General features: G+C 35.8%; 10 protein-coding genes and 1 rRNA gene. 8 read left to right on the top strand and 3 right to left on the bottom strand.

Going from position 1 to position 15953, the window contains the following annotated elements; all coding sequences use genetic code 11:
• From BM305_RS12630 to BM305_RS12640, 3 genes are all read left to right on the top strand, one after another.
• Nucleotides 1-233 (top strand): 23S ribosomal RNA (locus tag BM305_RS12630); the annotation flags it as partial.
• 298 nt (nucleotides 234-531) lie between these two features.
• On the top strand, nucleotides 532-2094 hold the full coding sequence (locus tag BM305_RS12635; RefSeq protein ID WP_092561391.1) for a hypothetical protein: 1563 nt from the start codon (nucleotides 532-534) through the stop codon (nucleotides 2092-2094).
• A 50-nt stretch (nucleotides 2095-2144) separates the two neighbouring features.
• The gene (locus BM305_RS12640; RefSeq protein WP_092561393.1) at nucleotides 2145-5561 is read left to right on the top strand and encodes a hypothetical protein; all 3417 of its coding nucleotides are present in this window, start codon (nucleotides 2145-2147) and stop codon (nucleotides 5559-5561) included.
• Nucleotides 5562-5636: 75 nt separating this feature from the next.
• On the opposite strand, the gene BM305_RS12645 is transcribed toward BM305_RS12640, so the two are convergent.
• Nucleotides 5637-6311: a YoaK family protein gene (locus BM305_RS12645; RefSeq protein ID WP_092561395.1), complete on the bottom strand. Its 675-nt coding sequence runs from the start codon at nucleotides 6309-6311 to the stop codon at nucleotides 5637-5639.
• Between the two features lie 120 nt (nucleotides 6312-6431).
• On the opposite strand from BM305_RS12645, the gene rbr reads away from it, so the two are divergent.
• The 4 genes from rbr to BM305_RS12665 all read left to right on the top strand — a co-directional run bounded on the left by rbr (nucleotide 6432) and on the right by BM305_RS12665 (nucleotide 12216).
• Nucleotides 6432-7028 (top strand): rubrerythrin, encoded by a 597-nt coding sequence (gene rbr, locus BM305_RS12650; RefSeq protein WP_092561397.1) that lies wholly within the window; start codon nucleotides 6432-6434, stop codon nucleotides 7026-7028.
• Between the two features lie 182 nt (nucleotides 7029-7210).
• Nucleotides 7211-7927, top strand: a complete 717-nt coding sequence (locus BM305_RS12655) for a tRNA threonylcarbamoyladenosine dehydratase (protein ID WP_092561399.1) — start codon at nucleotides 7211-7213, stop codon at nucleotides 7925-7927.
• Nucleotides 7928-8114: 187 nt separating this feature from the next.
• Entirely contained in the window at nucleotides 8115-10169 is a 2055-nt protein-coding gene (feoB, locus tag BM305_RS12660; RefSeq protein ID WP_092561401.1) for a ferrous iron transport protein B, read from the top strand.
• 241 nt (nucleotides 10170-10410) lie between these two features.
• Nucleotides 10411-12216, top strand: a complete 1806-nt coding sequence (locus BM305_RS12665) for a hypothetical protein (protein WP_092561403.1) — start codon at nucleotides 10411-10413, stop codon at nucleotides 12214-12216.
• Nucleotides 12217-12286: 70 nt separating this feature from the next.
• Here the strand turns inward: BM305_RS12665 and BM305_RS12670 are convergent, their stop codons facing one another.
• Nucleotides 12287-13285: a patatin-like phospholipase family protein gene (locus tag BM305_RS12670; RefSeq protein WP_092561405.1), complete on the bottom strand. Its 999-nt coding sequence runs from the start codon at nucleotides 13283-13285 to the stop codon at nucleotides 12287-12289.
• A gap of 56 nt (nucleotides 13286-13341) precedes the next feature.
• Nucleotides 13342-14046: a DUF421 domain-containing protein gene (locus tag BM305_RS12675; protein WP_092561407.1), complete on the bottom strand. Its 705-nt coding sequence runs from the start codon at nucleotides 14044-14046 to the stop codon at nucleotides 13342-13344.
• Between the two features lie 160 nt (nucleotides 14047-14206).
• On the opposite strand from BM305_RS12675, the gene BM305_RS12680 reads away from it, so the two are divergent.
• Nucleotides 14207-15949 (top strand): hypothetical protein, encoded by a 1743-nt coding sequence (locus tag BM305_RS12680; RefSeq protein WP_092561409.1) that lies wholly within the window; start codon nucleotides 14207-14209, stop codon nucleotides 15947-15949.
• The last annotated feature ends 4 nt before the right edge of the window (nucleotides 15950-15953 follow it).

Raw genomic sequence — 15953 nt, forward strand, 5'->3', positions numbered from 1 at the left:
CCGGGATGGACGAACCTCTGGTGTATCGGTTGTCTTACCAAAGGCATGGCCGAGTAGCCAAGTTTGGAAGGGATAAACGCTGAAGGCATCTAAGCGTGAAGCCCCCCTCAAGATAAGATATCCCTGCCGAAAGGCAATAAGACCCCTTGCAGACTACGAGGTAGATAGGTCAGAGGTGGAAGTGTGGCAACACATGGAGCTGACTGATACTAATAGGTCGAAGGCTTAATCAAAAAGTTTGGATGAATACAGTGTGTAGTTTTGAAGGTATAGGAAAGAGGCAGCCGAAAGGCTGTTTTTTTGTGTGTCAGGAAAGTTTTATTTTTTTAAACTAGTAGTTTATGAACCTTATTGGCTAAAGGACAGCCACACCCCAAGGCGCGGCAAAGTGTGTGTTCCACACACCTTTTTACGTAAATGCATAGTTCGTGTACTTTTGCTCATACTAATCTAAAGCTATTGGAAATATAATTGTTGCAGTGGCGGTAAAAAATGTTTTAGATGAAAAAGTAAGGTGAGGAATGTGAAGATATGCAAAATACAATTATGCAAGGTGTACATTTGATTGTTGCTTTCCCACAGTGGTATTTAAATTATAATCTAGCTTTGCTGCTCAAAAATGGAAAGACAGAAAAGGGTGAATCTCTTAAGGATGTAAAATTACAATTTAAGAATTCCAATTGTTGGCTATCTGGAAAAATATCAAAAATGTGGACTAATGTTTATGTGAACGGAACTACCAATAAAGTAAAATTTATAATATCCTTTGCAGAGGGGTGCATGGACTATTATGATATTGAGCAGGTACCACCTGAAAAGAAACAGGCAAAAATAGATGGACTTCAGTTTGGTTTTGATGTGGATTTGAGTATTGAGAATTTGAAAAGTGATAAAATAATATCAGCTGACGTAAAAAAACAAGTAGAAAAGCTATTAAATAATTACGGGGAAGGTGCAGTAACAATAAAGCAGCTATTTATGGATTTTCAAAATGCAGCCTTAAGTCAGTATGATGCAACGGTTACAGTATTCCCTGACTCAATGGATGCCAGTGCAAAGCAAATGTTTCATAAGTATCTAGAAGTTTATTTACTTGAATTGAAAAAGGCAGGAGGAAATGTACTGGGTTATGCCGTAAACATAAATAATCCTGGACAAGTACAAGACCCCGTTGCGACATTTCCTCCTACTAGTGTGAATTTGGTTACAAATCAATATCAAGGTGGATCATCAAAGTTTGATACAAGCTTAGATACGATTCATTATCTGCTGATGACGCAAGGGCAGTCTCTTCCTGATATTCAAAATAAATATTGGGGCAATTATATTGTTCCAGGGGATGACAAACTTGGAAGATATGGAGCCATGGCAATTTCAAACGACCTTTTTATAAAGAAATATATACTTGTGAAAACTGCACAATTCGTAAATAAATATTGGACTTTTACAAACAATACAAAATCTTTAGATCCTCAATATACAGAGAAATCAGGTGAATTTGTTAGTACTACTACAGGAGGAAAATTTAATTCTAGTGTAACAAGTGGATATTCAGCTACAGCTGCTAACGACGCATACTTTAATTTTTCCGTAACCACAACACTTTCACCAGTTGAAAATACAAATAAAATTATGATTAAAAGAGTAACTGACTTTGATATTAAGGTGGTTCATTGGTATGGTATTAAGAACCATGCCCTCAACAGCCATATAAAAGTTTATTATCATGTACCAGTAGCAATTACGATAGAATTAATTGGAATTAGTGAAGGTAAACTAGCCGTTAATATAACGAGTAAAATGCCAGAACCTGATCCAAGTGCTGTTTATTCAGATGAATACGGCTGGCTGTGTACAGGTGTTGAAGGTGGAATTCCTGGCTGGAAAGGTGTGGGTGAAGAGATGGAAAAACAAATAACAAAATTTGTAAAACTTGCAATTTTAGAAGGAACTCTACCAAAGCTCAAGGATGAAATAGAAAACAGCCTTAGATTGGAACCTTTTGTATTCCCGTATGGAAGTCAATTATTTATGAGAGATCCAAGTTTTAATAATGAAGGAGATTTATTAATTGGGTTACAATACAAAATGTGAAAGGACATTTGCCTGTTTATTGACTCGCTAAATTTCTATGGAGGATTATTATGAAAGTCACTGCTCAATCAGAACTAATGAAAAACTATATTACTGGAAGCAGAATTTCTGCAAAGAAATCGTTAAGAGCGGTTTATGCCGAGGATCAATCGGCTATGCTGTTTTCGTTAGATGAAAATAATGCTTTTACACTTACAATGGCTTCTGTATCTTCACCGACAGGCTGGATGGAAATTGATTTGGGTGACCAGCTAAAAAATAAGTATGGATTTGGCAGCAAGCCCAAAATACAATGCTTTTCAGTGATACAAAATAGTGATGGAACTATTATGATAGTCATAGCGGTTTCAAATACAATACAAGGGCATTCAAAATTATTTGTCAGTAAAAAATTTTCAAATAATCTTTTATCAGAAGAATGGAATAAATTTTCATCTCATTTGATACTAAGAGAACTAAAAGACGGATTGGTTGTGACAGATTTAGATATAGGAGGTTCGGAAGATAATACATTAGTAATTTTTGTTGCAAGCAAGCCGGGAGAGATGCATAGGCACTTTCAGGTTAATCCAGATACCGCTGATAGCAGCTGGACGTATATGCCCTTAATTTTACCTCAAAATGTCAGTGTTTGCTTAGATGCGAAGGTTGGTGTATCAGAACAATATGGTATTGGTGTGTATGCACTATGCAAACTTGAAACAAGCATAAATTTGTCATTTACAAGTCTTCCAGTAATAGTAGAAGGCCATGTGGTTACAAATTCAGTCAGTCTTTTAGTACCAACACAGCTTCAACCTAATACAATGGCTGTCTTGGAAGAAAAAAATGGATATACGGAACTATATGTAGCGGGAAACGGATTATACCGCTTTTCTGTTGAGGCACAGCAAGAATCCAATTTAGAGGGATTGTGGATAACCCAGTCTTCACTAACTCGAGGTATTAAGCAGCTTCATATTGCAAATGATGTATCAGAAAAAGAAATTAGAATATGGGCAAATAATGAATCGGATACTTTGGTGCAAATATTTGGAACTATGAAAAATAATGAAATAGAATGGGGACAACCATTATACATTGATTCAGAGGTTACAACTTTAACAGCGTATTGTTCTAAAATGAAGGTGAATGAGTCCATTGATTCTGGACTGGCTTTTGGAAAGTCAGACGGTAGTCTGTACTTGTTGCTTCGAGATAATGTAAGTAATTTATGGAAGCAGCAAAGTGTTGTTTTACCACATGTAGATAAAGTATATGAAATTTCAAACTATGTAACTAGAATACAGTTCTTTGATAATGACAATATTCCAATTGCTAACCAAATAGTAGATATGCAAGCGAGTTTTGATTGTCCTACATTAATTAATGGAAAATATTACGCTTTAAAAGCTGCTGTGGCTAAGTCAGTTGAGGCGGATGGTGATGGCATTATTACTGTAATATATGAAGCTCATGAACTCTTAGTCCCGGAGTATAGCATTATTTACAATAAAAGTAAAATGCAAATAAATCCATCCGTCAATGTTATGAAAAGGATTCATGATATTAAATCAGGCAAGGATATTGCAAGGGCCTGTCGAAGTAATGGGAAGCCATTATTCCCCAATGGAATAGAAGCCTCTTCCTGTGACAATGCCGCACAAATAGTAGCACAGCTAATTCAAGTACAAAATTCTATAGAATCAGGTGCTACTAAAAGAGCAATGGATAAAAGTTTATTTCAAAATAAATATCAGATTACATCTCAAAATGAAAAAGACTTCCTTGTCGATGCAGGAGATTTATTTATGTCATTGATTAGTAGAGTTCATGATTTTCTAAAATTTCGAATCAAGGAGATAGCAAATGACATATGGGAGTTTATTATAGATTTGGGAGAGCAGTGTGCACATTTCATTTTTACAACGGTTTCTCAGGTGATATCGGCTATTAATTGGTCACTTGAATCTATTTTGGGAATTGATTTTGATGACATTGTGGAATGGCTTGGTTTTGTTTTCAATTGGGAAGACATTTTACAAAATCACCGTGTAATAGGTCAAATTATCAATTTGAGTTTAGATAAAGTAGTCATTGACATTCTAAATTCTAAAGAGAAAGTACACGAAATTTTTAATAAAATACGTGAGCAGTTGGTGGATGATAAAATTGTCCTTGAACAGTCAGATGAAATATTTAAAGAACGTGTGCGTCACCAGCCTCAAGAAAATGATGCCTATGATACACCACAGGCTAATTGGGCAATACAGCAATTTAAAAATAATACAGAAAATATCACTACTTCACAAGACGGAGTATTTGACGACATCAGTGAATTATTTAAGGATTTAACGGATTCTCAGATAACAATAATTAAAAATGCAGTGGATCAGATTCAAACCCAGGTTGTAGATAATTTCAACTCGGCTTCGCTTGGGGATATTATTAGTTTGTTTGTGGACATTGTGGGCAGCGTTCTAATCAACACAGTGGAAAATGTAACCTTAACATTTGTGGACGCTGCTGCCATACTTGTTAAAGCATTGAAAGTATTACTAAATATACGATGGAATATACCTGTAATTTCATATGTTTATGAAGAAATTATCTGTAACGGAGATGGCAGCAAATTAACTTTGTTGGATGCAGTATGCTTGTTCATATCTATTCCTGCAACTGTAATTTATAAAACTATAAATAAAAAGAATATGTTTTTAGAAGAACAGGCAGAAAGAATTAAACAGGCAGAAAACTGGAAAGAGCTAATGCATGCTTTTCAGGCAAGTGAACAGCAGGATTTTTTAATGGGTCAGAATGGGGAGAGTAAAGTTATTAACCAACAACTAATAGATACTTCATTAAAATTCTTACTGTTTTCGAATATTTGTCGTATGCTTTCATTAGTAGCTTATACAGTAAGGGAAACCTCTCAAGGCTGCGTAAAGAATGTAGTAAATGAATTTAAAGTTGGTTTCGATTGGGGAAATTACTGCTTTAGTGTAATCAATCTGTCAATTAGTCTTAGCTTTGTTAAAACACCGCATAATATAGCTAGATGTGTAATAGATTCTACCTTGACCACCGGGCAATTGCCAATACGTATTAAAGACACTTATTTGGCAGTGTATAAGCGGAAATTTGGAGTAGATTCTTCATTAAAAGCTTCCCTATGTTATATAGAATCTGTATTGGGTGTTGGAATGGCAATAGCAGCTGCTGTATCTCTTGGTATGCAAATTCAGGAAGAAGAACCAGAAGGAGTGAATCAAAAAGCATGGAGGGCAGAATATATTTTAAAATTTATTCAAAACTTTATGACAGGGACTTATCGCTCAATTGCATTTGTATCTACATTTCCAGATACTGTGCCATATAAAAAAATTGCAGTTATCGTAAGGGGGGTAATGTTAAGTATTAGGGCCGCCTCTGGATATGGAAGATATATTTTACTTAAGGAGGAACAATTTTTGGATATTGATTCTTAAATTTATAAGGTCACCCTTGGATAATCAGTGTAAGCAGACCATCCAAGGGGACATTTTAACATACAGCAAATCTTTTTATTGTTCTGGCAGACTAATGGAGGGGGATAGAAGGATACATACAGCCATAAGAAGTATGCAGCAAAATAGAATGGATTTAATCCCAAAATAACTTATCAAAAAACTTCCTACATATGCCCCCAATAGAAAGAATACTATGACTCCAAAATAAGAAAAACATTTATATACATGAGCTTTTTCTTTTGTCAGGAGAAAAGAAAATAACTGTTCAGTTCCACTTCTCAGGTTACCAGTGCACATAGTAGTAGCGTAAGAATTACCGTTAATTTTTCGAAAGCTTTGTACCTGCATGGAACAAACAAAGGAAAGAATGATATTAGCAAAGGAATTCATTGACCCGTTGGGAAGAAAGGATACAATAATTAGAAATAGTACTTCGACTAAAAGTATAATTTGGCGCCAATGAATAAACCTGTTTTTATAAAAAAGATATTTCAGTATTTCAGTAGTAAGAGTACCAGTGATAAATGCCAGTATGGGAATCAGATAATAAAAGGCTAGGGAAAAATTTGATTTTGCCAGGTTTAGTGCTAATAAAACAATGTTTCCTGTCTGGGCATTTGCAAAAACGTGACCTCTTACAATATATGAATAGGCATCTAAAAAACCACCTACAATTGCCAGAAGAAAAGCAGTATAAAGAGATTCAGACATTTTCTTTTGTTGGTTCATTTACTAATCAGCTCCTTTTTGTACAGCTCATATGATACCACATAATCTATGAAAATACGAATGAAAAATGTAAGAGAAGTATACACTAATTCAAAAAGCTACTAGAATAGGAGAGAGATTATGGGAATTAGTTTTGAGAATAGTGAGACAAAAGAAAATTTGATGAGAGCATTTGCAGGTGAGTGTCAAGCCAGGATGAGATATGATTTAGCAGCAGCCAAGGCAAAAGAAGAGCAGTTGCCAGTCATAGAAGCAATCTTTAAATTTACGTCCAATCAGGAGAGTGAGCATGCTGAAATTTTTTATAGATTTCTACATGATTTTTCTGGTGAAACGATACAAGTTGACGGGACCTATCCTGTAGATTTATCCGACAAAATAATTGATTTGCTGAGGGCAGCACAGCATAATGAGTATGAGGAGCATGATACAGTGTATAAGGCATTTGGTGATAAGGCTAATGAAGAAGGATTTTCAAGAATTGGCGCTGTATTTCATCAAATTGCAGAAATCGAAAAAACACATGCAGAGCGATTTGAAAAGTTTGCAGATTTGCTGGAACGAGGAATGCTGTTTGTTTCTGAGGTAGAAACGGGCTGGATGTGTTTAAATTGCGGTTATATTCATGTGGGACGAGAGGTGCCAGGTAAATGCCCTGTTTGCCAACACGAAAAAGGATATTTTATTAGAATAGAACTGGCACCATATACTTGTTAAAAGACAACTTTTTACTATTTGCAAAAAAACAGCTGCTGGCATTTAGTGGCAAATGGGTAGGGTGTACACCCATTTGCCGTGTGCTTGTGCCAAATTAAAGGTACATTTCATTGACGTGATAAGTAAAATGCATTATACTTATTCACATTAAATCTAAAGGAATTGTGTTAGGAGATACTATTATGGTAAATCAGTTTTCAAGAAGTGAATTATTATTTGGTGCAGATGGAATGCAGAGATTGTATGAGGCAAAGGTTTTGGTGTTTGGAATTGGCGGTGTAGGTGGATACGTAGTGGAAGCACTTGCACGCAGCGGTATAGGCAGAATAGATATCGTAGATAATGATGTAGTTTCATTAACGAATCTGAATCGTCAGATTATTGCTACTAACAGTACCATTGGAAAATACAAAGTAGATGTTATGAAAGAAAGAATTTTGGAGATTAACTCTAATGCAGTTGTGAATACATATCCATGTTTTTATTTACCAGAAAATGCAAAGGAATTTAATTTTTCGGAATATGATTATATTGTAGATGCAATTGATACAGTTACAGCAAAGATTGATATAGTAGTTAAGGGGAAGGAATTCAATGTTCCTGTTATTAGTTGTATGGGGGCGGGGAATAAAATGAATCCTTCCAGTTTTGAAGTTGCAGATATTTATGAAACATCTATTTGTCCATTGGCAAAGGTGATGAGAAGGGAATTAAAAAAGCGTAATATAGATAAACTGAAAGTGGTGTACTCTAAGGAAGTGGCTCGTAAAACAATTGACAATAAAAGTGATGAGGTTTCCAATAAAAGAGCAATCCCAGGAAGTAATGCATTTGTACCAGCAGCAGCAGGATTGATTGTAGCGGGAGAAGTGGTGAAGGACATTTCTGGAGTAAGATAATAAATGAGAATAATTCTCAAAATAGATATTGACAAACGATTAAAATGACGTTATACTTCTAAATGTAAATGATATTCGTTATCAAATAGAAAATGATATGTATTACTACAGTAAGAGTAGTGTTTTGTATTGGAGTTAGCTTAAACTAACCGAATTACTGTAGAGACAGATAGACAGGAGGAAAAAAATGTCATATACGATTGCATTAGCTGGAAATCCCAATTGTGGAAAAACAACATTATTTAACGAATTGACAGGTGCCAGACAGCACGTAGGAAACTGGCCTGGTGTTACGGTTGAAAAGAAGGAGGGTACATATCGGAAAGATAAAGAAATTACAATAATAGATTTACCAGGTACGTATTCCTTATCACCTTATTCAGCCGAGGAAATAGTGGCAAGAGATTTTATCATAAAAGAAAAGCCAGATGCAGTAATTAATATTGTAGATGGAACAAGTATTGAGAGAAATTTATATTTATCATTACAACTTATGGAAACAAGAATTCCAATGGTGATTGCAATTAATATGATGGATGAAGTAGAAGCAAAGGGTGACAGAATTGATTTTGTAAAGCTGTCAAAATTGCTGGAAGTTCCTGTTGTTCCTATTACGGCAAGAACAGGTAAAGGCTTAAACGAACTTATGGAAACAGCAGCAGTAGTTGCCAGAGAGAAACAATCACCTTCTCGTCTCAGCCTTTATAATGACCAGGTAGATGCTGCAATTGAAGAGATAGCAGCTACACTAGAAGAACCATTACAAGAAGACAGAGAGTGGAAAGCAATAAAGGTTCTGGAAGGTGATGAAATTATTTCAGAAGCATTATCAAATATCCAAAAGGGTAAAGCATCTTATTGGATCCAAAAAATTGAGAAGGACGCACAAGGTGATGTGGAATCTATGATTGCAGATGCCCGATATCAGTATATAACCAGATTAGCAAAAGAAACCATAAGCAGGGCTAACCACGGACATGTCGAAACAAAATCAGATAAACTGGATAAGGTTCTTACAAACAGGTTTTTTGCACTTCCAATTTTTGCAGGAGTGATGTATCTGCTGTTTGCATGTACTTTTAGTGAAAACTTTTTATTTATTTCAGGACTTCCAAGTCCAGGCATATGGCTTGCTGGAATCGTAGAAGAGGCATGGGGCACACTGGCTGGTGCCATAGAAGGGGTTTTAACAAATGCAGGTGCCTCTGAATGGGTATTATCTTTAGTAATCAGTGGTATTATGGATGGGGTGGGAGCTGTAATTGGATTTTTACCATTGGTATTAGTGCTATTCCTATTACTATCCTTTCTGGAAGACAGTGGTTATATGGCAAGAGTTGCCTTTGTTATGGATCGTATTTTTAGAAAATTCGGTTTGTCAGGAAGATCCTTCATTCCGTTATTAATGGGATTTGGCTGTTCTGTTCCAGCGTTAATGGCATCTAGGACACTGGAAAGTGAAAAGGATCGAAAAATAACAATGATGATTACTCCATTTATGTCTTGCGGGGCAAAACTTCCTATATATGCCATGTTTGCTGCTACACTTTTTGCAGACTATAACAAGACAGTAATTGTATTTTCTATCTATATGCTTGGTATGGTAGTTGCAATTATCAGCTCATTAATACTTAATAAATTTGTTTTCCACGGAGAAGCATCTAATTTCATTATGGAGCTTCCACAGTATCGTGTTCCTACCATAAAAAGTATTGGGATTCATGCATGGGAAAAGGTTAAGGGCTTTGCTATAAAAGCAGGGACTGTAATATTTGCATCAACTATTTTGATTTGGCTTCTTTCTAATTTTAATTTTAGTGGAATGTGCGACATGGAAGATAGTTTTCTTGCTTCTATAGGAAATACAATAAAAGTAATCTTTATTCCTCTTGGCTTTTCAGACTGGAGAGCTAGTGTTGGTGTAGTAACAGGATGGATTGCAAAGGAAAATATTGTTGCAACGTTTGGGCAGTTATTTGGTGGGATTCATGATGAGTCTGCTGTAGAGGCAATTATGACTGGTGAGCAGGCACTGCCTGAAATTTCAGCTGTATTTAATAAAGTAAGTGCATTTTCTTATATGGCTTTCAATTTATTATGTATGCCATGCTTTGCAGCAGTGGGAGCTATTCGGAAAGAAATGAAGTCATGGAAGTGGACATTTGCAGCAGTTGGTTTTCAAATGCTTGTTGCATATATAGTTGCTCTTTTAATAAATGTAATAGGAACCATTATTTTATAAAACATGAAAAAGGATACCTTACAATTAATTAGGTATTCTTTTTTTGCCATAGTTTGCAATGCATAAACCACGGTTTTTAATGTGTAAGAATAAAGATAATTAAGAAAATTTACATATTGTGTAATATATATATGCAGAATACGTGAAAAGATTTAATTTATTAAACAAATATGGTAAAATATAGAATACATACAAAAGTGAAGAAAACATAACTCAAATAGGGTAAGAGGAGGTATTTCGTATGTTACGAAGAGTGAAGAAGGGAAGTTCAGTTTTAGTAATTTTGGCATTGCTGTTTATGGTGATGCTCATACCAAAGCAGACAGTAAAGGCAACACCACCTGGGTTCTGGATTGATCCTGGAAATTATACGTATTATTGGTATAATTCCTATACGGGGTGCGATTATTTAGGAAACACAGGTACTGCGTCAGATCCATATGAAATTTATACAGAGCAGGATCTAGCAGGACTAAGCTATTATTCCAATGTCTCAACTGCAATGGGAGGAACAAATTTTAGCGGCAAGTATATTCAAATAATGGTGCCTGACCTTGATTTAGGTGCCTATGAATGGACACCGATTGGACGAGACCGTTTATTTTATGGTAACGTAATGGGAAATGATGTAACCATTCGAAATGTATTTATTGGTGGGTTAGGACAGAGTCAAAATTATTCAGTAATGGGATTCTTTGGTTCGATGTATGGTTCAGCAGTGCAAATTCATTTATCAGGAATCCGCTATTCCACAGAAACGTCTAAGTATGTAGGTGGTTTTGCAGCAAGAGCAGGAGGCTGGATAAAAGATTGTCACGTACAAGGAGATATAAAAACAGCAAATGCACCACTGTATGTATTGGGTGGATTTATTGGTGACGGCAACAGAATGCGGCATGTAGGAATATCAGATGCTGATGTACATATTTATGCAGAGAATATAAGAGAATATACGTATCTTGGTGGATTTGCTGCACGGTGTAAGGGTGAGTTTTATCGATGCAGCACGAGTAATACAATAGAAGTTTTGCGATCTCAATTTAATTGTGTAGCTGGATTACTAGGTGATGGTTATAATGAAATTACGATTACGGAATGTAACTGCTCAAGAGATATGATGGTGATGAACGATTCATATGTAGAGAACTTGGGAGGCTGCATTGGAAAAGGAGCACTAACTGTAAGAGAAACATATAGCTATGGCACAATAAACTGTATGGATAGTTGTATGGGCATGGTAGGTGGAATGGTTTCAAATGATACCTGTGGAAGTAATTATAATTTCTGTGGAACAGAAAATACTATACATACTTCTAATACGATATGCAAAATCGTAGGAGGTTTTGTTGGGTATGGGGTAAATGCAACTCATGCAAATTGTAAGGTTGGTACAAGAATTGAAATGGAAAGAGGCTATTTTACAGGTGGCTATGGGGGCAGAGTAGAAACTTCTCGTATGAATCAATGCTACTCACATCCTAGAATACACATTGATGCTTCAGTAGATTCTTCTTTGTCTGCATGTACAGGAGGTTTTATTGGATCGGGTATTTCAAATATTGTAGAGAAGTGTCTGGCAACAGGGGGCATTGAGGTATCAGATTTGTTTCATGTAGGTGGTTTTTATGGATGGGTTGAAAATGGATATACAGCGACTTGTTATTCCATTACAAAGATAGCTGCTGAAAATGAGTGTAATGTAGGTGGCTTTGCAGGCTATTATGATGGGGAAGAAATTGGCGGATGTTACTGTACAGGAGACATTGCAGCGGCATCATCCAGCTTCTTAGGAGGAGCAATTGGTTTTGGAACTGGAAATGACAGGACAAATGGACTGGTTTGGAATAAAGATTCTCTGCAAATAGTAGATGGTATTCCAAGGCCAGCAGGATATAATATAGATATTGGAAATGGTATGTATTATCCAGGAGTAATTGGTATGTCAGATTCTGATATGCAAAGCTACGTATTAGTTAATTTTTTGAATAGTTTAGGATACTATTCAGGATGGAACATCAGCTCATATGGGGGTTATCCATATTTTTAGTGTGAGATAAGCAGAAAAAGAGACCTTTTGCAGGATTGGCAGAAGGTCTCTTTTCAATAAAAAATATAGTTTAAACTGGTAAAGAAACTTGTTCTTTATTTTTTATAAGTGTTCTGGCAAATTTATCTAGATTAACAAGTTCCCGTTCTACTAATTCGTTTCCTGCCTTTATAAAGTAGGCAATTGCCTTTTCTGAATTATCATCCATAGAAGGAACTTTATTTGTAGCATAGACACTGGTACGAAGGTAATTAGATGTCATGTTAAAGTTATTAAAAAAAATCTGCAGCTGGTAATGAGCTGTTTGTTCGCTGGAATCCATTAAAATGTGCAGCATAGGAAGAGCCCATTCCAAAACGCCCCATTTTTTCACTTCTTTATAAGTATAAGCAGAATCTTTTTCTACATTACCAACCGAAAAAAGATAGACATCCTGAAGACCATTGCAGCAATCCAGTTTTAGTGCTTCAATTAATGCACACATGGAAGGATTATTTGCAACTACCCCTCCATCAATATAGCTATGCTCACAGGCAGGGGTTGACTTCAGGCAGACAGGGGGAAAGAAGGTAGGAGCAGCAGAAGAGGCTAGTACAACCTCTTTTATAAATGGATTTCTGTTGGGATCAGCTTTGGCATTTTTACTATTAAAAAAAACTGCTTTTCGATCTGTGGTATCGTAGGCAGTAATGATGCACTGCTTTAATAAACTGTCTAATGTATCCTCATGAAAAAAATCATTTAGCAGATTTCCATAGCATTGAGTAGAATATTTTGCACCAAACAGAGGATAGAAGGGCTGTTTTACAAAAATTTCATTGGATTTGGTTAAGAGCAGGTCTAAAGCTTCTTTTACAGAATATTTTGGCCTCCCATTTTCAGGGTACAAAAGAAGTGTGGTCAAAATAGAACCTACACTTGTTCCTGCTACAAGGTCAAAATAATCTGCAATACGTGCGTCTGGTCTATGACTATGCTGCTGTAGTAGTTCCTCAAATTTATTCAGGACAATCGCTGAAATAATCCCCTTCATTCCACCGCCATCAATAGATAAAATGGATACGGACATGCTTATCACTCTTTTTTTATAATATTATATGTGGTAATAAGCAAAAATAGAATGTATTAGGATAACAGATCTTCTTTGAAAACTTCTTTTATTTTGAAATAAACCGTTACCTTATTTTGAATATCACAGGTTGCCAGAAATACATCCTTTATATCCTTTACTCCTTGAGAAGTCAGCTGGCTTCGAAGCCATTTTTCATCTTTTCCTGTATGATGAAGATTTTTGTACATGATACTTCCATCAATCACCACATTTGCAACCAGTGCGTCTGTTTCAGGAGTCATATTCATATCATTAGGAGTGACTGGACGATGCTCAGCTTTTGGAAGAATGCTGAGTTTTCCATTAAACTCAAGAACGGCTGTCTCAATTTCAGAAAGATCAAAATACCCGTTATTTCTACACTGTACCAGAAATTCATCAATATCCATTTTAGCAAGTTTTAAGTTCTTGTAGTACAATTTATCTTTGTTCAAAATAATAAGAGGCTTTCCAGCAACAAAGCGACGGCACCAGACAGATTTTGATGTTAAATGGCTTAGTGACCAAACGACAAAAGTATATATTATCATGGCGACAAGTGGTTTTTGAAATTCCTCCAGGCTTGTTGCCATTTCCGCAGCAATAGAACCGATGGTAATGCCATTAATATAGTCAAACATTGTCAGCTCGCCCATTTGACGGTATCCCATTATCTTGGTCAGTATAAATAGGACAAAAATGGAGCTGAGAGACTCAACTGCAACATATAGTAGTTCCATAGTAACCTCCATATATTTATTTATTGCATTCAAATATAAATAAGTGCAAACTTAGGATATGCGAACCAGTTGAATTTATTCATATTTGTCACAAAAAAGGATTGAGTGATAATTAAAGTTACGATATAATATCAAAAGTATGATAAGGTAAGGTGACAATATGAAAAGAAAAGTGCTATTTGCTTGTATGCTGCTGTTTTGTGCAGTGGTTTTATCAGCTTGTGGAGCAAAGGTCCATACAGAGACCACATTCCAAAAGGATGGTTCTGGAAAACGAATTACATTTTTAGAAATAAAGAAAAAAGATGAGGGTAAAATTAATGGTGGATTTTCTAAATTAAAACAGGTTTTGAATGAAAATGCTCCATCCTGCATTTCTGTGTCACAAGAGGAAAGTGAGGATGGGAAATCAGAAATTTTTGAGTTGAAATATGATTTTAAGAGCATTGAGGATTACAAGGAAAAAACGGAACTGATTACAGGAAAAAGTCCCGATATTCAATGGGACAAGTTGGAATCAGGTTTTTCTAATTCCCTGAGATACACAGAAACAATTTCGACAAGGGATTTAATTGAGTGGATGATAAGGGCAGTACTGGATACAGAATTATATACAGGCTCAGAGGATAATTTGTACGAATTGGCAGAAAATAAAGTGGACTTTGAAGAGGAAACCGTGTGGACGGGAAGTGAGAATCCCTTCTTTACTGTAAACAGCAGCTTTCAGTTGGAAAAGATAGCAGTCTACACTACCTATGATAAGACTGAGGAGGCTTCCAAGAAGATTCAGCTGGGCTTTGCGTATGAAGATTTTATTTTAATCAATATAGAAAAGGCGTTAGAGGTATTGAAGAGATACTCGGAAAATTTTAAAGTGGATCGTTCCTGTAATGGCTTTTCAGTAACGTTAAATGGGCAGGAGGAAATGAAGAATTTCTTTTTAAAGGCATCGGACGGAATTACAGAAGAAGAACTGAACTGGAATAATCTAAATGTAGAATTTGAAAGTGGTGTTCCAGCTTATTTTATGGATGACAGAAAAGAGTCTGTATTTATGCAGCAGTTCAGAGTTGCAGAAGTGTATAATTTTCATAATTTTTTAAAGGAATTTTCCCTGGCAACAGATAAAATTGAAGATTACGTTTTGGTACCAGAGGATTTGGAGTATAAAATTGCTAATATCAAGCACGTTTATGATTTAACCGAATCAGAATACTATAACTATATTGGTGCATACCCAGTATTGGACACGTACTATATGTCGTTTTTAGGAAGTGAATCTGTTACATTTCGAGAGATTGAAGTCCGGTATGAGATGGATAGTAATTTAACTGGAACGCGACAGGTTTCCATGACCATAGAAAAGGGAAACAGAGATGTTCACCGACAGGAAGTGGTGGATTTTTATGGAAACAGAGAGGATAAAATCAGCTGCAAAGAGGAAGGAGATATACTTTATCTTAGTTTTGTAAAAGATTTCAAGGTGGGAACAGAGGAAGGAGAGTTGTCCTTTCAGCCGTCAGAAAAAAAATATTTACATAAACGGCAGTACAGGTTTGCAGATGTTTTTGATATTAATTCTTTTGTGGAATTAGAAGAAGTTCCAGTAAAGTATGTAGTTTCAATACCTGCCAGCTTTCAGTTAGACAATTTCTATGTGCAGGGTGAAAAGTTTGGAAAGGCGGGGCTGAAAAATCTGGAGCAGGGGGAGAGATATGAATATGAGTTAGAAACAAGTTCACAGGAAGAGTTTGCGGTTGTGTATCTTATTTCAGCAGCAAATATTCTCTTTTATGGTATCGTGATTATTATTTTACTGCTGCTTCTGGGGACAGGAGGAACCGTTTACTTTTGGCTAAAGAAGGAAAAACAGACTGAGGAAGAATCAGGTGATTGGAGGTAGAAAA

This window comes from Anaeromicropila populeti (genome assembly GCF_900112775.1).
GTDB classification, from domain to species: Bacteria; Bacillota; Clostridia; order Lachnospirales; family Lachnospiraceae; genus Anaeromicropila_A; species Anaeromicropila_A populeti.